This window comes from Pseudomonas sp. FP1762 (genome assembly GCF_030687105.1).
In the GTDB taxonomy this organism is placed as follows: domain Bacteria; phylum Pseudomonadota; class Gammaproteobacteria; order Pseudomonadales; family Pseudomonadaceae; genus Aquipseudomonas; species Aquipseudomonas siliginis.
Map to the genome: position 1 here is coordinate 3,742,491 of NZ_CP117458.1, position 20,884 is coordinate 3,763,374.

The 20,884-nt window shown below is 60.6% G+C and carries 19 protein-coding genes; all 19 read left to right on the plus strand.

Annotated features, from left to right (window positions below; translation table 11 throughout):
* Nucleotides 1-73: 73 nt before the first annotated feature.
* The 19 genes from PSH90_RS16640 (at nt 74) to nuoL (ending at nt 20,883) form a co-directional block, all read left to right on the plus strand.
* Nucleotides 74-520, plus strand: coding sequence for an NUDIX hydrolase (locus PSH90_RS16640; RefSeq protein ID WP_016775271.1), 447 nt, complete (start codon nt 74-76; stop codon nt 518-520).
* 59 nt (nt 521-579) lie between these two features.
* The gene (mnmA, locus tag PSH90_RS16645; RefSeq protein WP_252878511.1) at nt 580-1,704 is read left to right on the plus strand and encodes a tRNA 2-thiouridine(34) synthase MnmA; all 1,125 of its coding nucleotides are present in this window, start codon (nt 580-582) and stop codon (nt 1,702-1,704) included.
* Nucleotides 1,701-2,324, plus strand: coding sequence for a high frequency lysogenization protein HflD (gene hflD, locus PSH90_RS16650; protein WP_039763308.1), 624 nt, complete (start codon nt 1,701-1,703; stop codon nt 2,322-2,324). Before mnmA ends, hflD begins: the two co-directional genes overlap by 4 nt.
* 126 nt (nt 2,325-2,450) lie before the next feature.
* The gene (gene purB, locus PSH90_RS16655) at nt 2,451-3,821 is read left to right on the plus strand and encodes an adenylosuccinate lyase (RefSeq protein WP_003223822.1); all 1,371 of its coding nucleotides are present in this window, start codon (nt 2,451-2,453) and stop codon (nt 3,819-3,821) included.
* An 86-nt stretch (nt 3,822-3,907) separates the two neighbouring features.
* Nucleotides 3,908-5,077 carry a cupin domain-containing protein gene (locus PSH90_RS16660; RefSeq protein ID WP_016775274.1) on the plus strand — a complete coding sequence of 390 codons (1,170 nt, stop codon included), beginning with the start codon at nt 3,908-3,910 and terminating at the stop codon, nt 5,075-5,077.
* Nucleotides 5,070-5,495 carry a GNAT family N-acetyltransferase gene (locus tag PSH90_RS16665; RefSeq protein ID WP_016775275.1) on the plus strand — a complete coding sequence of 142 codons (426 nt, stop codon included), beginning with the start codon at nt 5,070-5,072 and terminating at the stop codon, nt 5,493-5,495. Before PSH90_RS16660 ends, PSH90_RS16665 begins: the two co-directional genes overlap by 8 nt.
* 287 nt (nt 5,496-5,782) lie before the next feature.
* A complete protein-coding gene (locus tag PSH90_RS16670) occupies nt 5,783-6,544 on the plus strand; it encodes a secretin N-terminal domain-containing protein (protein WP_305381079.1) in 762 nt (253 codons plus the stop codon).
* Nucleotides 6,545-7,019: 475 nt separating this feature from the next.
* Nucleotides 7,020-8,345: an isocitrate lyase gene (gene aceA / locus PSH90_RS16675; RefSeq protein WP_003223815.1), complete on the plus strand. Its 1,326-nt coding sequence runs from the start codon at nt 7,020-7,022 to the stop codon at nt 8,343-8,345.
* Nucleotides 8,346-8,991: 646 nt separating this feature from the next.
* On the plus strand, nt 8,992-9,405 hold the full coding sequence (locus tag PSH90_RS16680) for an NADH-quinone oxidoreductase subunit A (protein WP_003223812.1): 414 nt from the start codon (nt 8,992-8,994) through the stop codon (nt 9,403-9,405).
* A gap of 10 nt (nt 9,406-9,415) precedes the next feature.
* Entirely contained in the window at nt 9,416-10,090 is a 675-nt protein-coding gene (locus PSH90_RS16685; RefSeq protein ID WP_305381081.1) for an NADH-quinone oxidoreductase subunit B family protein, read from the plus strand.
* Between the two features lie 69 nt (nt 10,091-10,159).
* Nucleotides 10,160-11,944 (plus strand): NADH-quinone oxidoreductase subunit C/D, encoded by a 1,785-nt coding sequence (gene nuoC / locus PSH90_RS16690; RefSeq protein WP_056788887.1) that lies wholly within the window; start codon nt 10,160-10,162, stop codon nt 11,942-11,944.
* 2 nt (nt 11,945-11,946) lie between these two features.
* Nucleotides 11,947-12,444: an NADH-quinone oxidoreductase subunit NuoE gene (gene nuoE / locus PSH90_RS16695; RefSeq protein WP_056788883.1), complete on the plus strand. Its 498-nt coding sequence runs from the start codon at nt 11,947-11,949 to the stop codon at nt 12,442-12,444.
* Nucleotides 12,441-13,796 (plus strand): NADH-quinone oxidoreductase subunit NuoF, encoded by a 1,356-nt coding sequence (gene nuoF / locus PSH90_RS16700; RefSeq protein ID WP_024013417.1) that lies wholly within the window; start codon nt 12,441-12,443, stop codon nt 13,794-13,796. The genes nuoE and nuoF overlap by 4 nt, the downstream gene beginning before the upstream one ends.
* A 136-nt stretch (nt 13,797-13,932) precedes the next feature.
* Nucleotides 13,933-16,647, plus strand: coding sequence for an NADH-quinone oxidoreductase subunit NuoG (gene nuoG / locus PSH90_RS16705; RefSeq protein WP_305381082.1), 2,715 nt, complete (start codon nt 13,933-13,935; stop codon nt 16,645-16,647).
* Complete coding sequence (gene nuoH, locus PSH90_RS16710; protein WP_039763316.1) at nt 16,644-17,651, plus strand: NADH-quinone oxidoreductase subunit NuoH; 1,008 nt, start codon at nt 16,644-16,646, stop codon at nt 17,649-17,651. Before nuoG ends, nuoH begins: the two co-directional genes overlap by 4 nt.
* Nucleotides 17,652-17,662: 11 nt before the next feature.
* Nucleotides 17,663-18,211: an NADH-quinone oxidoreductase subunit NuoI gene (nuoI, locus tag PSH90_RS16715; RefSeq protein ID WP_016775283.1), complete on the plus strand. Its 549-nt coding sequence runs from the start codon at nt 17,663-17,665 to the stop codon at nt 18,209-18,211.
* Between the two features lie 9 nt (nt 18,212-18,220).
* The gene (nuoJ, locus tag PSH90_RS16720) at nt 18,221-18,721 is read left to right on the plus strand and encodes an NADH-quinone oxidoreductase subunit J (protein WP_007951462.1); all 501 of its coding nucleotides are present in this window, start codon (nt 18,221-18,223) and stop codon (nt 18,719-18,721) included.
* A gap of 3 nt (nt 18,722-18,724) precedes the next feature.
* Nucleotides 18,725-19,033, plus strand: a complete 309-nt coding sequence (nuoK, locus tag PSH90_RS16725) for an NADH-quinone oxidoreductase subunit NuoK (protein WP_003180046.1) — start codon at nt 18,725-18,727, stop codon at nt 19,031-19,033.
* Complete coding sequence (nuoL, locus tag PSH90_RS16730) at nt 19,030-20,883, plus strand: NADH-quinone oxidoreductase subunit L (protein WP_024013419.1); 1,854 nt, start codon at nt 19,030-19,032, stop codon at nt 20,881-20,883. The genes nuoK and nuoL overlap by 4 nt, the downstream gene beginning before the upstream one ends.
* Nucleotide 20,884 lies beyond the last annotated feature (1 nt).

The following is a 20,884-nucleotide window of genomic DNA, read 5'->3' on the forward strand; positions in this document are numbered from 1 at the left end:
TGAACCACCGCTATCGCTGGCAAGCCAGCTCCCACAGGGATTGGGGTTTAACCAATAGATTGAGGAAGGCTTTATGGAATGGCTCCCCCACATCACCGTCGCCACCATCGTCGAGGACAACGGCCGCTTCCTGATGGTCGAAGAGCACAAAGGCGGGCGCAATGTGCTCAACCAGCCCGCCGGCCATCTCGATCCGGATGAAACCCTGATCGACGCGGCGATTCGCGAAACCCTCGAAGAAACCGGTTGGGACGTCGAACCTACCGGCGTGATCGGCATTTATCTGTATACAGCGCCGAGCAACGGCGTGACTTACCAGCGCATATGCTTCAGCGCCAAAGCCGTGCAGCATCACCCGGATTACCAGCTTGACGACGGCATCGTCGGCGCCAAGTGGCTGACCCGCGACGAATTAATCGCCCAGCGCGATAACTGGCGCAGTGAACTGATCATCCGTTGCATCGACGATTATCTGGCCGGTCATCACTTCAGCCTCGAACTGATCCGCCCTTCTCTTTAGCCTTGCGGCCGCGAGCCTGATAGAATCGCGCCCTTTTCCAAGACACTCATTGAATCCCTATGCGTGATCCAGCCCCTTCTGACACATCCAAGAAGCGCGTCATTGTCGGCATGTCCGGCGGCGTGGACTCTTCCGTTTCTGCCCTTCTGCTGATCGAGCAGGGTTACGAAGTGGAAGGCCTGTTCATGAAGAACTGGGAAGAAGACGACGGAACGGAATACTGCACCGCCATGGACGACCTGGCGGATGCTCAGGCTGTCTGCGACAAGATCGGTATCAAGCTGCACACCGCCAACTTCGCCGCCGAGTACTGGGACAACGTGTTCGAGCACTTTCTCGCCGAATACAAGGCCGGGCGCACGCCGAACCCGGACATCCTGTGCAACCGCGAGATCAAGTTCAAAGCGTTCCTCGACTACGCGATGATGCTCGGCGCCGACCTGATCGCCACCGGCCACTACGTGCGCCGCCGTGATATCGATGGTCGCACCGAACTGCTCAAAGGCCTCGATCCGAACAAGGATCAGAGCTATTTCCTGCACGCCGTCGGCGGCGAACAGATCGCCAAGACCCTGTTCCCGGTCGGCGAACTGGAAAAGCCGCAAGTGCGCGAGATTGCCGAGAAGTACGAACTGGCCACCGCCAAGAAGAAGGATTCCACCGGGATCTGCTTCATCGGCGAGCGCCGTTTCAGCGATTTCCTCAAGCAATACCTGCCGGCACAACCGGGCGAGATCAAGACCACCGAAGGCGAAGTCATCGGCCGTCACCACGGCTTGATGTACCACACCATCGGCCAGCGTCAGGGCCTCGGCATCGGCGGCTTGAAGGATGCCGGTGACGAGCCGTGGTACGTGCTGCGCAAGGATCTGCAGAGCAACGAGCTGATCGTCGGCCAGGGCAACAACCATCCGTGGCTGTTCTCCAGCGCCCTGCTCGCTTCGGAAATTTACTGGGTCAACCCGATCGACCTGAGCCAGCCGCTGCGCCTGACGGCGAAAGTGCGTTATCGCCAGAGCGATCAGGCCTGCACCCTGGAAAAAACCGCCAGCGGTTATCGCGCCGTGTTCGACGAACCGCAACGCGCGGTGACGCCGGGCCAATCGGTGGTGTTCTATGACGGTGAAATCTGCTTGGGTGGCGGCGTGATCGAAGTGGCCGAGCCGTGGAGCGGCCAGGCATGAGCCCGACTCAGGAGCAACTGACAGCGCTGGGCGGTGTGTTTCTCGCCGCCGTGCTGGTCGATCGCATCGCCAAGACCGGCCAGACCAACGAGGCCGGCCTGAGTTGCATGCTCGGCAGCCTGCTGGTCCGCGACCCGAAAGATACGCTGGACGTGTACGGCGGCGACGACATCAATCTGCGCGAGGGTTATCGCGCGCTGATTGGCGCCCTTGAGCGCGATCCGAGCACCTTGCAGCGCGAGCCGTTGCGCTACGCCCTGTCGATGCTCGGTCTGGAGCGGCAACTGGCCAAGCGTGACGACATGCTTGAGACGATTGCCAAACGCCTGCCGCAGATCCAGTCGCAGGTGGAGCATTTTGGCCCGGCCCACGAAAACGTCGTGGCCGCTTGCGGTGCGTTGTACCAGGACACTTTGAGCACTCTGCGCCAGCGCATTCAGGTGCACGGCGACATGCGCAACCTGCAACAGCCGAGCAATGCCTCGAAGATCCGCGCCCTGCTCCTCGCCGGTATCCGCTCGGCGCGCCTGTGGCGGCAGCTCGGTGGTCATCGCTGGCAGTTGGTGATCAGCCGCCGCAAGTTGCTTAAAGAGCTTTATCCGTTGATGCGCAGCGAGTAAACGCCGCGTCATGAAGGCTTTGTAGTCTGTAACGCGTAATACGCCGGTCAGTTGGCGACGGACCGGCGGATTTTTTCATGTATGATACGCGCCCCATTTCGTTGCCCGACTGTCCGAGAACACCCCATGCAGCTCTCTTCGCTCACTGCGGTTTCCCCTGTTGACGGCCGCTACGCCGGCAAAACCCAGGCCCTGCGCCCGATTTTCAGCGAGTACGGCCTGATCCGTGCCCGCGTTCTGGTTGAAGTGCGCTGGCTCCAGCGCCTGGCCGCCCACGCTGGCATCCCTGAAGTGCCAGCCTTCTCCGCCGAGGCCAACGCCGTTCTCAACGAACTGGCTGAAAACTTCTCGCTGGAGCACGCCGAGCGCGTCAAAGAGATCGAGCGCACCACCAACCACGACGTCAAAGCGATCGAATACCTGCTCAAAGAGCAGGCGGCCAAGCTGCCGGAGCTGGCCAAGGTCAGCGAATTCATCCACTTTGCCTGCACCAGCGAAGACATCAACAACCTGTCCCACGCCCTGATGCTGCGCGAAGGTCGTGACGACGTGATGCTGCCGCTGATGCGCCAGACCGCCAACGCCATCCGCGAACTGGCCATCCGTTTCGCCGACGTGCCGATGCTGTCGCGCACCCACGGCCAGCCGGCTTCGCCGACTACTCTGGGTAAAGAACTGGCCAACGTGGTTTACCGTCTCGAGCGTCAGATCGCTCAAGTCGCTGCCGTGCCGCTGCTGGGCAAGATCAACGGCGCTGTCGGCAACTACAACGCACACCTCTCGGCCTACCCGCAGATCGACTGGGAAGCCAACGCCCGCGCCTTCATCGAAGACGAGCTGGGCCTGGGCTTCAACCCGTACACCACGCAGATCGAACCGCACGACTACATCGCCGAGCTGTTCGACGCTATCGCACGCTTCAACACCATCCTGATCGACTTCGACCGCGACATCTGGGGCTATATCTCCTTGGGTTATTTCAAGCAGCGCACCATCGCTGGTGAAATCGGTTCGTCGACCATGCCGCACAAGGTCAACCCGATCGACTTCGAAAACTCCGAAGGCAACCTGGGTATCGCCAACGCATTGTTCCAGCACCTGGCGAGCAAGCTGCCGATCTCCCGCTGGCAGCGCGACCTGACCGACTCCACCGTCCTGCGCAACCTCGGTGTCGGCTTCGCCCACAGCGTGATCGCTTACGAAGCCAGCCTCAAAGGCATCAGCAAACTCGAGCTCAACGAGCAGAAGATTGCCGCTGACCTCGATGCTTGCTGGGAAGTATTGGCTGAGCCGATCCAGACCGTGATGCGTCGCTACAACATCGAAAACCCGTACGAAAAGCTGAAAGAACTGACCCGTGGCAAGGGCATCAGCCCTGAAGCGCTGCAGACTTTCATCGATGGCCTGGACATGCCAGCCGAAGCCAAAGCCGAGCTCAAGCAACTGACCCCGGCCAACTACATCGGCAACGCTGTGGCACAAGCCAAACGCATCTGATCGACCGTTTGCCCCGTTTGAGACGCCCGGCCGCGCCGGGCGTTTTTATTCCCGTCTGAAAAGTGCTTTTTTTCAATAGGTTACATATGAATTCCGATATTCCTCTTCAACTTCTGGGCGGCCTCACAGCACGCGAGTTCCTGCGTGACTACTGGCAGAAAAAACCGCTGCTGATCCGTCAGGCGATTCCTGACTTCGAAAGCCCGATCGACGCCGACGAACTGGCCGGCCTGGCCCTGGAAGAAGAAGTCGAATCGCGCCTGGTGATCGAACATGGCGAGCGTCCATGGGAACTGCGTCGCGGCCCGTTCGCCGAAGACGAGTTCAGCAAATTGCCAGAAAAAGAGTGGACCCTGCTGGTGCAAGCGGTTGATCAGTTCGTGCCGGAAGTCAGCGAACTGCTGGAAAACTTCCGCTTCCTGCCGAGCTGGCGCGTCGATGACGTGATGATCAGCTTTGCCGCACCGGGTGGCAGCGTCGGCCCGCATTTCGACAACTACGATGTGTTCCTGCTGCAGGGCCATGGCAAGCGCAACTGGAAAATCGGCCAGATGTGCGATTCCGAGAGCCCGCTCCTGCAGCACGCTGACCTGCGCATCCTCGCTGAATTCCACGAGACCGAAGAATGGGTGCTGGAGCCAGGCGACATGCTCTACCTGCCGCCGCGTCTGGCCCATTGCGGCGTCGCGGTCGACAACTGCATGACCTATTCGGTCGGTTTCCGCGCGCCGAGCGCCGCTGAAGTGCTGACCCACTTCACCGACTTCCTCAGCCAGTTCCTGACTGACGAAGAGCGCTACACCGATGCCGACGCCAAGCCGGCGGTCGATCCGCACCAGATTCAACACGATGCACTGGATCGTCTGAAAAGCCTGCTCGCCGAACACATGAGCGACGAGCGTCTGCTGCTGACTTGGTTCGGCCAGTACATGACCGAGCCGCGCTACCCCGAATTGGTGGTCGGCCCGGAAGACGTCGAAGAAGAAGACTTCCTCGCCGCCCTGCAGGACGGCGCCGTGCTGATCCGCAACCCGAGCGCGCGCCTGGCCTGGTCGGAAGTCGATGACGATCTGCTGCTGTTCGCCAGCGGACAGAGCCGTTACCTGCCGGGCAAGCTGCGCGAACTGTTGAAGCTGATCTGCGCCGCTGACGCGCTGCACGCCGACAACCTCGGCGAATGGCTGAGCGATGAAGACGGCCGCAGCCTGCTCTGCGAACTGGTCAAGCAAGGAAGCCTGGGGTTCGCCGATGAATAAAATTCGCGTTCGTGTCGCAGACTGGCAGAAGGATATCGCCGAGATCCGGCGCATTCGTGAAACGGTGTTCATCGCCGAACAATCGGTGCCACCCGAGCTTGAGTGGGACGCCGATGACGCGACCGCCGTGCATTTTCTGGCGTTCGAAGGCGACTTCCCGATCGGCACGGCGCGACTGCTGCCCGATGGGCATATCGGTCGGGTTTCGGTACTCAAAGACTGGCGCGGAATGAAGGTCGGTGACGCGCTGATGCAAGCGGTCATCGCCGAAGCCGAAGCGCGCGGCTTGAAGCAACAAAAGCTCAGCGCTCAGGTGCAGGCCACGGCGTTCTATGAGCGCCTGGGCTTCAGCCTGGTCAGCGAGGAGTTTCTCGAGGCCGGCATTCCGCATGTCGACATGGTTCGGCATTCGGCCTGATTCCGAGACCTCTAGACCCCTGTGGCGAGGGGATTTATCCCCGCTGGGCTGCGAAGCAGCCCCAAATCCAGAAAACTCGGTGAGTCAGTTAAATCGAGCGCGCTGGGTCGGCGACTGCTGTGCAGCCGAGCGGGGATAAATCCCCTCGCCACAATGGCCGCAAGCACACCACAAAACGCCCCGCCATTTTCGGATGCCGGGGCGTTTTGCTGTCTACGATTCAACTTGCCCCACCCCGGGCCGACAAACTGGCAATATCAAGCCTTTCGAACGCGGAGATAACGGACATGTCCCTACGCACCCTGCTCACCACCCTGCTGCTCGGCTGCAGTTTTTCGGTGCTGGCAGCCACAGAAATCGTCCCCCTCAAATACCACACCAGCGCTGATATGTTGCCAGTGGCGCAGGATTTCATCGGCCAGGACGGTCAGGTCAGCGCTTACGGCAATCAGCTGATCGTCAAAGCCGAGCCGGGCAAGATACAGGAACTGAAAGATCTGCTGGCGCAACTCGATACCGCACCGAAGCGCTTGCTGATCACCGTCGACACCAACGAAAACAATGGCCGCGGCGACGAAGGTTATTCGGTCAACGGCGCCCAGCCGAACCAGACCCGGATCATCAGCCGCAGCACCACCAGCCGCAACGGCGGCGCTCAGCAAGTGCAGACCAGTGAAGGCACTCCGGCGCTGATTCAGGTTGGCCAAAGCGTGCCGATCACCAACACCCAGAGCGACTCCTACGGCGGTTACAGCAGCGAGACCCAATACCGCAACGTCACCCAGGGTTTCTACGTCACCGCCAGCGTCACCGGCGAGACCGTTCATCTGGCGATCAGTACCAACCGTGACCGCATGAGCCAGGAACGTCCCGATGTAGTGAACGTGCAAAGCACCGACACAACCGTCACCGGACGCCTCGGCGAATGGATCACCCTGGCGGGCGTCAACAGCCAGACTCAGGCCGACAAACAGGGGCTGACCCGCAGCTACTCGACTCAAGGCCGGGATGACATGACCTTGCGGGTGAAAGTCGACACACTGGACTAAAGCACCGAAAACTGACTGATTAGTCGTATTAGACGAAAGATGTAGTGCCTTGAAAAAAGCACTACAAAACGTTTGACGAGGCCAAAAAGCGAAGGCATGATGGCCTCGCTCCCGCTAATCAGAGGCCCTGGCAAGGGCCTTCGAAGCGCCGCTCGCACCTACCCCGCGAGCCGTTTCGTGTCTGTACCGCCCACAAGGTGTGTTTGACGAGGTTGCCGACTGGAACGAAGTTGTCCCGAGGGACGGAAGCGTATTTAGGTAACCCGGCTTCACGCTGCAGACCGTATAAAGGCCCACGACGCCGGAATGCGCCCCGCAGTCCGCCACTACCTGCTCACTTCCCCTCGAGCCCATCGTTCATCCCGTCGCCTACCCCGCCGAATCCGACTTGACCACCTAAGCTTCTGGTCAGCGAGCGCAGGAATTTTCCACCGCAGAACAACTTTTCATAAAAGACGCGACGAGGTTTATCTCCATGGCACTGACACGCGAACAGCAAATTGCAGCCCTCGAAAAAGACTGGGCCGAGAACCCGCGCTGGAAAGGCGTGACTCGCACTTACTCCGCTGCCGACGTGGTCCGCCTGCGTGGCTCGGTTCAGCCTGAGCACACCTTCGCGAAGATGGGCGCCGAGAAGCTGTGGAACCTGGTCACCCAGGGTGCCAAGCCGTCCTTCCGTCCAGAGAAAGATTTCGTCAACTGCATGGGCGCCCTGACCGGCGGCCAGGCTGTTCAGCAGGTCAAGGCCGGTATCCAGGCGATCTACCTGTCCGGCTGGCAGGTGGCTGCGGACAACAACTCCGCAGAATCGATGTACCCGGATCAGTCGCTGTACCCGGTGGACTCGGTGCCAACCGTGGTCAAGCGCATCAACAACTCGTTCCGTCGTGCTGACCAGATCCAGTGGAAAGCCGGCAAGAACCCGGGCGATGAAGGCTACATCGACTACTTCGCGCCAATCGTGGCTGACGCTGAAGCCGGCTTCGGCGGCGTACTCAACGCCTACGAGCTGATGAAAAGCATGATCGAAGCAGGCGCCGCTGGCGTTCACTTCGAAGACCAACTGGCTTCGGTGAAGAAGTGCGGCCACATGGGCGGCAAGGTTCTGGTGCCAACCCAGGAAGCCGTGCAGAAGCTGACCGCTGCCCGCCTGGCAGCTGACGTTGCCGGCACGCCGACCATCATTCTGGCCCGCACCGACGCCAACGCGGCTGACCTGCTGACTTCCGACTGCGACCCGTACGATCAGCCATTCGTGACCGGCGAGCGTACTCAGGAAGGTTTCTACAAGGTACGTGCCGGCCTGGATCAAGCGATCGCCCGTGGCCTGGCTTACGCGCCGTATGCCGATCTGATCTGGTGCGAAACCGCCAAACCGGATCTGGAAGAAGCCCGTCGCTTCGCTGAAGCGATCAAGAAGGAATACCCGGACCAGCTGCTGTCGTACAACTGCTCGCCTTCCTTCAACTGGAAGAAGAACCTGGACGACGCGACCATCGCCAAGTTCCAGCGCGAATTGTCCGCCATGGGCTACAAGCACCAGTTCATCACCCTGGCCGGCATTCACAACATGTGGCACAGCATGTTCAACCTGGCGCACGACTACGCCCGCAACGACATGACTGCCTACGTGAAGCTGCAAGAGCAGGAATTCGCTGACGCCGCCAAGGGTTACACCTTCGTTGCGCACCAGCAGGAAGTGGGCACTGGCTACTTCGACGACATGACCACCGTGATCCAGGGCGGCTCGTCCTCGGTGACCGCGCTGACCGGTTCGACCGAAGAAGAACAGTTCCACTGATTCGGCTTCACCTGAGCAAACGGCCTTTGCGGATCGAATAAAAAGCTAACCGCAGAGCCGCAAGACTGACGCCCCGACTGGATCGGGGCGTTTTTTTGCCTGTTGGAATCTCAAAGCCCCCATAAATTTCCTGTGGGAGCGAGCCTGCTCGCGAAGGCGATAAGTCAGCTTGCACATCTGGAGGCTGATCCACCGCTTTCGCGAGCAGGCTCGCTCCCACAGGGCTACCGTCAGCCGAGAGATGGAACATTGATCTGAAGCGCTACAAGCGTCAGAAATTTCCGCTAAAACGGTAGGCTTCGCTACTTGCAGTAATGCGCAAGTAAGACAACTTCCCAGCCACTCACTGGTTAAACAGTTACAAAACCACTCCAAACGATATCAATTATCATTTAGCAGCAACTATGTTCGTTACAAAGCCTACAAAACATAATTGACGGAAACCCGGCTAATGCCCGCAACGCATGGGCCGCAGCGCCTTCAGGAGACGCTATGTCCTTAATCCGGTAAATAATTTCGCCTTTGGAATTTTACTTGCCGGGTGTTTAGCCATAAAATCAGCCCGATTGATTGCTGCGACATATCGTCACTGCCTTATTTCTTTATCAAGCTCAGAGACCTTTGCTCTCTGTTAAGGATTACCAGCATGCCCGAAGCGACAGGACTCATGGCCCACAACTGGGGCTTTGCCATTTTCCTTCTGGGTGTCGTCGGCCTGTGTGCCTTCATGCTTGGCGTCTCCAGCCTCCTCGGGTCAAAAGCCTGGGGTCGCAGCAAAAACGAACCGTTCGAGTCGGGCATGCTACCTACCGGTGGCGCCCGCTTGCGGCTCTCAGCCAAATTCTATCTGGTCGCGATGCTCTTCGTGATCTTCGATATCGAAGCCCTCTTTCTCTTTGCATGGTCTGTGTCCGTCCGCGAAAGCGGCTGGACCGGATTCGTCGAAGCTCTCGTTTTCATAGCAATTCTGTTGGCAGGTCTTGTCTACCTGTTCCGAGTGGGCGCCCTTGACTGGGCTCCGGAAGCTCGTCGCAAGCGGCAGGCGAAGCTGAAACAATGAGGCTTTGGCAATGCAATACAATCTCACCAGGATCGACCTCGATGCTCCTAACGAGCAGTATCCGATTGGCCAGCGGGAAACCGTTGCCGATCCGTTAGAAGATCAAGTCCACAAAAACATTTTCATGGGCAAGCTGGAAGACGTGCTGAGCGGCGCGGTCAACTGGGGACGTAAGAACTCCCTGTGGCCGTACAACTTCGGCCTGTCGTGCTGCTACGTGGAAATGACCACCGCCTTCACGGCGCCCCACGACATCGCGCGCTTTGGCGCCGAAGTCATCCGGGCCTCGCCGCGTCAGGCCGACTTCATGGTTATCGCCGGTACCTGCTTCATCAAGATGGCGCCGATCATTCAGCGTCTCTACGAGCAAATGCTCGAACCGAAATGGGTTATCTCCATGGGTTCGTGCGCCAACTCCGGCGGCATGTACGACATCTACTCCGTGGTTCAAGGGGTGGACAAGTTCTTGCCCGTGGACGTCTACGTACCTGGCTGCCCGCCCCGTCCGGAAGCATTTCTGCAAGGCTTGATGCTGTTGCAGGAATCGATTGGACAGGAGCGTCGTCCGCTTTCCTGGGTCGTTGGTGATCAAGGCGTGTATCGCGCCGACATGCCATCGCAGAAGGAACAGCGCCGCGAACAGCGAATCGCAGTCACCAATCTGCGCAGCCCTGACGAAGTCTGATCCAGTTCTGTTCCAAGTAACGAGAAGCTGGCTTCATTCTTTACGTTGACCGAAAGCGAAAAAATAACCATGACTACAGGCAGTGCTCTGTACATCCCGCCTTACAAGGCAGACGACCAGGATGTGGTCGTCGAACTGAACAACCGTTTTGGCGCCGAAGCGTTCACCGCGCAGGCAACCCGCACCGGCATGCCGGTGCTGTGGGTGGCCCGTGCCAGACTGGTTGAAGTCCTGACTTTCCTGCGCAACCTGCCCAAGCCGTACGTCATGCTCTATGACCTGCACGGCGTGGACGAGCGTCTGCGCACCAAGCGTCAAGGGCTGCCAACCGGCGCCGATTTCACCGTGTTCTATCACCTCATGTCGCTGGAGCGTAATAGTGACGTGATGATCAAGGTGGCCTTGTCCGAAGGCGACCTCAGCATGCCTTCCGTCACCAGCATCTGGCCCAACGCCAACTGGTACGAGCGCGAAGTCTGGGACATGTTCGGCATCGACTTCAAAGGCCACCCGCACCTGTCGCGCATCATGATGCCGCCGACCTGGGAAGGTCACCCGCTGCGCAAGGACTTCCCGGCGCGCGCCACCGAATTCGATCCGTTCAGCCTCAACCTCGCCAAGCAGCAGCTTGAGGAAGAAGCCGCGCGTTTCCGTCCGGAAGACTGGGGCATGAAGCGTTCCGGTGCCAACGAGGACTACATGTTCCTCAACCTCGGCCCGAACCACCCTTCGGCGCACGGTGCGTTCCGCATCATCCTGCAGCTGGACGGTGAAGAGATCGTCGACTGCGTCCCGGACATCGGATACCACCACCGTGGCGCCGAGAAGATGGGCGAGCGTCAGTCCTGGCACAGCTACATTCCGTACACCGACCGTATCGACTACCTCGGCGGTGTGATGAACAACCTGCCGTACGTGCTTTCGGTCGAGAAGCTCGCCGGTATCAAAGTGCCGCAGAAGGTCGATGTCATCCGCATCATGATGGCCGAGTTCTTCCGGATCACCAGCCACCTGCTGTTCCTCGGTACCTACATCCAGGACGTCGGCGCCATGACCCCGGTGTTCTTCACTTTCACCGACCGCCAGAAGGCGTACACGGTGATCGAGGCGATCACCGGTTTCCGTCTGCACCCGGCCTGGTACCGCATCGGTGGCGTCGCCCACGACCTGCCGCGCGGCTGGGAAAAACTGGTCAAGGATTTCGTCGAGTGGATGCCCAAGCGTCTGGACGAATACACCAAGGCCGCCCTGCAGAACAGCATCCTCAAGGGTCGTACCGTCGGCGTCGCTGCCTACAACACCAAAGAGGCCCTGGAATGGGGCGTCACCGGTGCCGGCCTGCGGTCGACCGGTTGCGATTTCGACCTGCGCAAAGCGCGTCCGTACTCGGGCTACGAGAACTTCGAATTCGAAGTGCCGCTGGCCGTCAATGGCGATGCCTACGACCGCTGCATGGTCCGCGTCGAAGAGATGCGCCAGAGCATCAAGATCATCGATCAATGCATGCGCAACATGCCGGAAGGCCCGTACAAGGCGGATCACCCGCTGACCACGCCGCCGCCGAAAGAACGCACGCTGCAGCACATCGAAACCCTGATCACGCACTTCCTGCAGGTTTCGTGGGGCCCGGTCATGCCGGCCAACGAATCCTTCCAGATGATCGAAGCGACCAAGGGCATCAACAGTTATTACCTGACGAGCGACGGCGGCACCATGAGCTACCGTACCCGGATCCGTACTCCGAGCTTCCCGCACCTGCAGCAGATCCCTTCGGTGATCAAAGGCAGCATGGTCGCGGACTTGATTGCGTACCTGGGTAGTATCGACTTCGTTATGGCCGACGTGGACCGCTAAGCATGAACAGCACGCTTATCCAGACAGACCGTTTCACCTTGAGTGAAACCGAGCGCTCGGCCATCGAGCACGAGCTGCATCACTACGAAGACCCGCGCGCGGCGTCGATCGAAGCCCTGAAGATCGTCCAGAAAGAACGCGGCTGGGTGCCGGATGGCGCCCTCTACGCGATCGGCGAGATCCTCGGCATCCCGGCCAGCGACGTTGAAGGCGTGGCGACGTTCTACAGCCAGATCTTCCGTCAGCCGGTCGGCCGCCACATCATTCGCGTCTGCGACAGCATGGTCTGCTACATCGGCGGCCACGAGTCGGTGGTCAGCGAAATCCAGACCAATCTGGGCATCGGCCTGGGTCAGACCACCGCCGACGGTCGTTTCACCCTGCTGCCTGTTTGCTGCCTCGGCAACTGCGACAAGGCACCGGCGCTGATGATCGACGACGACACCTTTGGCGACGTGCAGCCTGCTAGCGTGGCCAAACTGCTCGAGGGCTACGTATGACCCTGACATCTTTTGGTCCAGCCAACCGCATCCAGCGCTCGGCCGAGACTCACCCGCTGACCTGGCGTCTGCGCGATGACGGCGAAGCCGTGTGGCTCGACGAGTACCAGGCCAAGAACGGTTACGCCGCTGCGCGCAAAGCCTTCGCCGAGATGGATCAGGACGCCATCGTCCAGACCGTCAAAGACGCTGGCCTCAAGGGTCGCGGCGGTGCCGGCTTCCCCACTGGCGTGAAGTGGGGCCTGATGCCCAAGGACGAATCCATAAACATCCGCTACCTGCTGTGCAACGCGGATGAAATGGAGCCGAACACCTGGAAAGACCGCATGCTGATGGAGCAACTGCCCCATCTGCTGATCGAAGGCATGCTGATCAGTGCCCGCGCGCTGAAAACCTACCGTGGCTACATCTTCCTGCGCGGCGAATACACCACCGCCGCCAAGCACCTCAACCGTGCCGTGGAAGAAGCCAAGGCGGCTGGCCTGCTGGGCAAGAACATTCTCGGTTCGGGTTTCGATTTCGAACTGTTCGTCCACACCGGCGCCGGGCGTTACATCTGCGGTGAAGAAACCGCACTGATCAACTCCCTCGAAGGCCGCCGCGCCAACCCGCGCTCCAAGCCGCCCTTCCCTGCCGCCGTCGGCGTGTGGGGCAAGCCGACCTGTGTGAACAACGTCGAAACCCTGTGCAACGTGCCGGCGATCATTGCCGACGGCGTTGACTGGTACAAATCGTTGGCCCGCGAAGGTTCCGAAGACATGGGCACCAAGCTCATGGGCTTCTCCGGCAAGGTCAAGAACCCGGGCCTGTGGGAACTGCCATTCGGCGTCACCGGTCGTGAACTGTTCGAAGACTACGCCGGCGGCATGCGCGACGGCTTCAAGCTCAAGGCCTGGCAACCAGGGGGTGCTGGTACCGGTTTCCTCCTGCCGGAGCACCTCGACGCGCAAATGTACGCCGGCGGTATCGCCAAGGTCGGCACCCGGATGGGTACCGGTCTGGCGATGGCGGTGGACGACAGCGTCAACATGGTCTCGCTGCTGCGCAACATGGAGCAGTTCTTCGCTCGCGAATCCTGCGGTTTCTGCACCCCGTGCCGCGATGGTCTGCCATGGAGCGTCAAGCTCCTGATGGCCATCGAACAGGGCAAGGGCCAGCCGGGCGACATCGAGACCCTGCTGGGTCTGGTCGGTTTCCTCGGCCCGGGCAAGACCTTCTGTGCTCACGCACCGGGTGCCGTGGAGCCGCTGGGCAGCGCGATCAAATACTTCCGTCCAGAGTTCGAAGCCGGTATCGCGCCTGTCAGCGCCGCCGTCCCGCCTCTGGCAAGGCCGATCGTAGTCGGCGCTTAAACGCTTAAAAAGGCGAAGGGTCCGTGCCCTTCGCCTTTCGTCCGATGACGCCCTCCGGGGCTGTTTGGATTCGGACGCATAACAAGATTCCATTAGCCACGCCCGCTGACACCGGGCCAACGAAGACCTTTGAACCATGGCCACTATCCACGTAGACGGCAAAGCGCTCGAAGTCGACGGGGCAGACAACCTGTTACAGGCATGTCTGTCGCTGGGCCTCGACATTCCATATTTCTGCTGGCACCCCGCGCTTGGTAGCGTCGGGGCCTGCCGCCAGTGCGCGGTCAAGCAGTACACCGACGAGAACGACACTCGTGGTCGCATCGTCATGTCCTGCATGACCCCGGCCACCGACAACACCTGGATCTCCATCGACGATGAAGAATCCAAGGCGTTCCGCGCCAGTGTTGTCGAATGGCTGATGACCAACCACCCGCACGACTGCCCGGTGTGCGAGGAAGGCGGTCACTGCCACCTGCAAGACATGACAGTGATGACCGGCCACAACGAGCGCCGTTATCGCTTCAGCAAACGCACCCACCAGAACCAGCAACTCGGCCCGTTCATTTCCCACGAAATGAACCGCTGCATCGCCTGCTACCGCTGCGTGCGTTTCTACAAGGACTACGCCGGCGGTACCGACCTCGGTGTATTCGGCGCCCACGACAACGTGTACTTCGGTCGCGTTGAAGACGGCACCCTCGAAAGCGAGTTCTCCGGCAACCTCACCGAGGTCTGCCCGACCGGCGTGTTCACCGACAAGACTCACTCCGAGCGCTACAACCGCAAGTGGGACATGCAGTTCGCCCCGAGCATCTGCCATGGCTGCTCGAGCGGTTGCAACATTTCCCCGGGCGAGCGTTACGGTGAACTGCGTCGCATCGAAAACCGTTTCAACGGTTCGGTGAACCAGTATTTCCTCTGCGACCGTGGCCGTTTCGGTTATGGCTACGTGAACCGCACTGACCGTCCACGTCAGCCGCTGCTGGCCGATGGCACCAAGCTCAGCCTAGACGCTGCGCTGGACAAAGCCGCCGACCTGCTGCGCGGACGCAACATCGTCGGCATCGGTTCGCCACGCGCCAGCCTCGAGAGCAACTACGCGTTGCGCGAACTGGTAGGCGCCGAGCACTTCTATTCGGGTATCGAAGCCTCCGAGCTGGAGCGCATTCGTCTGGTCCTTCAGGTGCTGAACGACAGCCCGCTGCCAGTGCCGAACATGCGCGATATCGAAGACCACGACGCGATCTTCGTCCTCGGTGAAGACCTGACCCAGACCGCTGCGCGCATGGCGCTGGCTCTGCGTCAGTCGGTCAAGGGCAAGGCTGAAGACATGGCCGAAGCCATGCGCGTCCAGCCTTGGCTCGACGCGGCGGTGAAGAACATCGGTCAGCACGCGCTGAACCCGCTGTTTATCGCCAGCCTCGCCGAAACCAAGCTCGACGACGTCGCTGAAGAATGCGTACACGCAGCTCCCGACGATCTGGCGCGCATCGGTTTCGCCGTGGCTCACGCGCTGGATGCCAGCGCGCCGGCCGTTGAAGGTCTGGACACCGAAGCCCTGGAACTGGCGCAGCGCATCGCCGATGCCCTGCTCGCCGCCAAGCGCCCGCTGATCATCGCCGGTACTTCGCTGGGCTCCAAAGCCTTGATCGAAGCCGCCGCGAACATCGCCAAGGCCCTGAAGCTGCGCGAGAAGAACGGTTCGATCAGCCTGATCGTGCCGGAGGCCAACAGCCTCGGCCTGGCCATGCTCGGTGGCGAGTCGGTCGACGACGCGCTGCAAGCGGTCATCGATGGCAAGGCCGACGCGATCGTCGTGCTGGAAAACGATCTGTACACCCGCACTGCCAACGCCAAGGTCGATGCCGCATTGAACGCCGCGAAAGTGGTGATCGTCGCCGACCATCAGAAAACCGCCACCACCGATCGCGCGCACCTGGTTCTGCCAGCGGCGAGCTTCGCCGAGGGCGACGGTACGCTGGTCAGCCAGGAAGGCCGCGCCCAGCGCTTCTTCCAGGTTTTCGATCCGCAATACATGGACGCGAGCATTCTGGTGCACGAAGGCTGGCGCTGGCTGCACGCCCTGCGCGCGACCCTGCTGAACCAGCCGATCGACTGGACGCAACTCGACCACGTCACCGCTGCCGTTGCCTCGAGCACCGCGCAACTGGCGCGCATCGTTGATGCTGCACCGTCGGCTGCTTTCCGCATCAAGGGTCTGAAACTGGCCCGTGAGCCGCTGCGTTACTCCGGTCGCACCGCAATGCGCGCCGACATCAGCGTTCACGAACCACGCACTCCGCAAGACCAGGACACCGCGTTCGCTTTCTCCATGGAAGGTTACTCGGGCTCCGCCGAACCGCGTCAACAAGTGCCATTCGCATGGTCGCCGGGCTGGAACTCGCCACAAGCCTGGAACAAGTTCCAGGACGAAGTCGGTGGTCATCTGCGCGCTGGCGATCCGGGCACGCGCCTGATCGAAAGCACTGGCGACTCGCTGAACTGGTTCGCTGCTGCTCCGCGCGCATTCAATCCGGCGCCGGGCACTTGGCAGGCCGTGCCGTTCTACCACCTGTTCGGCAGCGAAGAAAATTCTTCGAAAGCCGCGCCGGTGCAAGAGCGCATTCCGGCTCCGTACGTGGCTCTGGCGAAATCCGAAGCGGATCGCCTCGGCGTCAACGACGGTGCTCTGCTGAGCCTGAACGTTGCCGGCCAGACCCTGCGTCTGCCGCTGCGCATCAATGAAGAATTGGGCGCCGGTCTGGTGGCATTGCCTGCGGGCATCGCCGGCATTCCACCGGCATTCGCCGGCGTATCCGTCGACGGTCTGCAGGAGGCAGCGCAATGACCTGGTTCACCCCTGAAGTGATCGATGTGATCCTGACGGTCATCAAAGCCATCGTGATCCTGCTGGCCGTGGTGGTCGCGGGCGCCTTGCTCAGCTTTGTCGAACGTCGCCTGCTGGGCTGGTGGCAGGACCGTTACGGTCCGAACCGCGTTGGCCCGTTCGGCATGTTCCAGATCGCCGCCGACATGCTGAAGATGTTCTTCAAGGAAGACTGGACCCCGCCGTTTGCCGACAAGGTGATCTTCACTTTGGCACCGGTGGTGGCCATGTCCGCCCTGCTGATCGCCTTCGCGATCATCCCGATCACCCCGACCTGGGGCGTGGCGGATCTGAACATCGGCCTGCTGTTCTTCTTCGCCATGGCCGGTCTGTCGGTGTATGCGGTGCTGTTCGCCGGCTGGTCGAGCAACAACAAGTTCGCCCTGCTCGGCAGCTTGCGTGCCTCGGCGCAGACCGTGTCCTACGAAGTGTTCATGGGCCTGGCCCTGATGGGCATCGTGGTGCAGGTCGGCTCGTTCAACATGCGCGACATCGTCGAGTACCAGGCGCAGAACCTGTGGTTCATCATTCCGCAGTTCTTCGGCTTCTGTACCTTCTTCATCGCTGGCGTCGCCGTGACTCACCGTCACCCGTTCGACCAGCCGGAAGCGGAACAGGAACTGGCCGACGGTTACCACATTGAATACGCCGGTATGAAATGGGGCATGTTCTTCGTCGGTGAGTACATCGGCATCATCCTGATCTCGGCGCTGCTGGTCACCCTGTTCTTCGGTGGCTGGCACGGTCCGTTCGGCATCCTGCCGCAACTGTCCTTCGTCTGGTTCGCACTGAAGACCGCGTTCTTCATCATGCTGTTCATCCTGCTGCGCGCTTCCATCCCGCGTCCGCGTTATGACCAGGTGATGGATTTCAGCTGGAAATTCTGCCTGCCACTGACCCTGATCAATTTGCTGGTGACCGCTGCGGTTGTGTTGTTGAACACGCCTGCGGTTGCGGTTCAGTGAGGATTTGACCCATGTTCAAATATATTGGCGACATCGTTAAGGGTACCGGTACCCAGTTGCGCAGCCTGGTCATGGTCTTCGGCCATGGCTTTCGCAAACGCGACACCCTGCAATACCCCGAAGAGCAGGTCTATCTGCCGCCGCGCTACCGTGGCCGCATCGTCCTGACCCGCGACCCCGATGGCGAAGAACGCTGCGTAGCCTGCAACCTGTGCGCCGTGGCCTGCCCGGTGGGTTGCATCTCGCTGCAGAAAGCTGAAACCGAAGACGGTCGCTGGTACCCGGACTTCTTCCGGATCAACTTCTCGCGCTGCATTTTCTGCGGTCTCTGCGAGGAAGCCTGCCCGACCACCGCGATCCAGCTGACCCCGGATTTCGAGATGGCCGAGTTCAAACGTCAGGACCTGGTGTACGAGAAAGAAGATTTGCTGATCTCCGGCCCCGGCAAAAACCCTGATTACAACTTCTATCGTGTTGCAGGTATGGCAATCGCTGGCAAGCCGAAAGGCGCTGCGCAGAACGAAGCCGAACCGATCAACGTGAAGAGCTTGCTGCCTTAAGGAAGAACGATGGAATTCGCTTTCTATTTCGCATCGGGTATTGCTGTGGTGTCCACGCTGCGTGTGGTCACCAACACCAACCCTGTGCACGCCCTGCTCTACCTGATCATCTCGTTGATTGCCGTGGCCATGACCTTCTTCGCCCTCGGCGCGCCGTTCGCCGGTGTGCTGGAAGTGATCGCCTACGCCGGTGCCATCATGGTGCTGTTCGTGTTCGTGGTGATGATGCTCAACCTCGGTCCCGCCTCGGTGCAGCAGGAACGCACCTGGCTCAAGCCCGGCATCTGGGCAGGACCGGTGATCCTCGCCGCGCTGCTGCTGGCCGAACTGCTGTATGTGCTGTTCGCTCACCAGAGCGGCCAGGCCATCGGCCACACCACCGTAGACGCGAAAGCCGTGGGCATCAGCCTGTTCGGCCCGTACCTGCTGGTGGTCGAACTCGCCTCGATGCTGCTGCTCGCCGCAGCCGTCACGGCGTTCCATTTGGGCCGTAACGAGGCGAAGGAGTAAGACATGCCTGCTATCCCTCTCGAACATGGTTTAGCCGTTGCCGGCATCCTGTTCTGCCTTGGTCTGGTCGGCCTGATGGTCCGCCGCAACATTTTGTTCGTGTTGATGAGTCTGGAAGTGATGATGAACGCCTCTGCCCTGGCCTTCATCGTTGCGGGCGCCCGCTGGGCGCAGCCGGATGGACAGATCATGTTCATCCTGGTGATCAGCCTTGCCGCAGCCGAGGCCAGTATTGGCCTGGCGATCCTGCTGCAACTGTATCGCCGCTTCCACACGCTCGATATCGACGCTGCCAGTGAGATGCGCGGATGAACCTACTCTTTCTGACTTTCGTATTCCCTCTGATCGGGTTCCTGTTGCTGTCGTTCTCGCGCGGCCGCTTCTCGGAAAACCTCTCGGCGCTGATCGGTGTCGGTTCGATCGGCCTGTCGGCCATCGTCACCGCTTACGTGATCTGGCAATTCAACGTCGCGCCGCCGGAAGGTGGCGTGTACACCCAGGTGCTGTGGCGCTGGATGTCGGTGGAAGGTTTCCAGCCGAACTTCGCGCTGTACCTGGATGGCCTGTCGGTGACCATGCTCGGCGTGGTCGTCGGCGTCGGCTTCCTGATCCACCTGTTCGCGTCCTGGTACATGCGTGGTGAAGACGGTTACTCGCGCTTCTTCTCGTACACCAACCTGTTCATCGCCAGCATGCTGTTCCTGATCCTCGGCGATAACCTGCTGTTCATCTACTTCGGCTGGGAAGGCGTGGGCCTGTGCTCGTACCTGTTGATCGGTTTCTACTACAGCAACCGCAACAACGGTAACGCGGCACTCAAGGCATTCATCGTCACCCGCATCGGCGACGTGTTCATGGCCATCGGCCTGTTCATCCTGTTCCAGCAACTGGGCACGTTGAACGTCCAGGAACTGCTGGTGCGTGCGCCGGAGCACTTCAAGGTCGGCGATTTCTGGATCGTTCTGGCAACCCTGATGCTGCTCGGCGGTGCTGTCGGCAAATCGGCGCAACTGCCGCTGCAAACCTGGCTCGCGGATGCGATGGCCGGCCCAACCCCGGTTTCGGCACTGATCCACGCCGCGACCATGGTCACCGCCGGTGTCTACCTGATTGCCCGTACCCACGGTCTGTTTGCGCTGGCGCCGGACATCCTGCACCTCGTCGGCATCGTCGGTGGCGTGACTCTGGTACTGGCCGGTTTCGCCGCGCTGGTGCAGACCGACATCAAACGTATCCTCGCCTACTCGACCATGAGCCAGATCGGCTACATGTTCCTGGCGCTGGGCGTTGGCGCATGGGAAGGCGCGATCTTCCACCTGATGACTCACGCCTTCTTCAAGGCCCTGCTGTTCCTTGCTTCCGGTGCGGTGATCGTTGCCTGCCACCACGAGCAGAACATCTTCAAGATGGGCGGTCTGTGGAAGAAACTGCCACTGGCCTACGCCAGCTTCATCGTCGGTGGTGCCGCGCTGGCCGCTCTGCCACTGGTTACCGCAGGCTTCTACTCCAAGGACGAAATCCTCTGGGAAGCGTTCGCCAGCGGTAACCAGGGTCTGCTTTACGCAGGTCTGGTCGGTGCGTTCATGACGTCGCTGTATACCTTCCGCCTGATCTTCATCGCGTTCCACGGTGAAGCCAAGACCGAAGCCCACGCCGGCCACGGCATTGCCCACTGGCTGCCATTGTCGGTGCTGATCGTGCTGTCGACTTTCGTCGGCGCGATGATCGTGCCACCGCTGCACGGCGTACTGCCGCAAAGCGTTGGCCATGCCGGTGGCGAAGCCAAGCACAGTCTGGAAATCGCCTCGGGCGCCATCGCCCTGGCCGGTATCCTGCTGGCAGCGCTGCTGTTCCTCGGCAAGCGTCGCTTCGTCACGGCAATTGCCAACAGCGGCATCGGCCGTTTCCTTTCGGCCTGGTGGTTCGCTGCCTGGGGCTTCGACTGGATCTACGACAAACTGTTCGTCAAGCCGTACCTTGCGATCAGCCATGTACTGCGCAAAGACCCGCTCGACCAGACCATCGGTCTGATCCCGCGTATGGCCAAGGGTGGTCACACTGCCCTGAGCCGCACCGAGACCGGTCAACTGCGTTGGTACGCCGCCTCGATGGCTGCTGGTGCCGTGCTGGTGATCGGCGCCATCGTGCTGGTAGCGGTCTGAT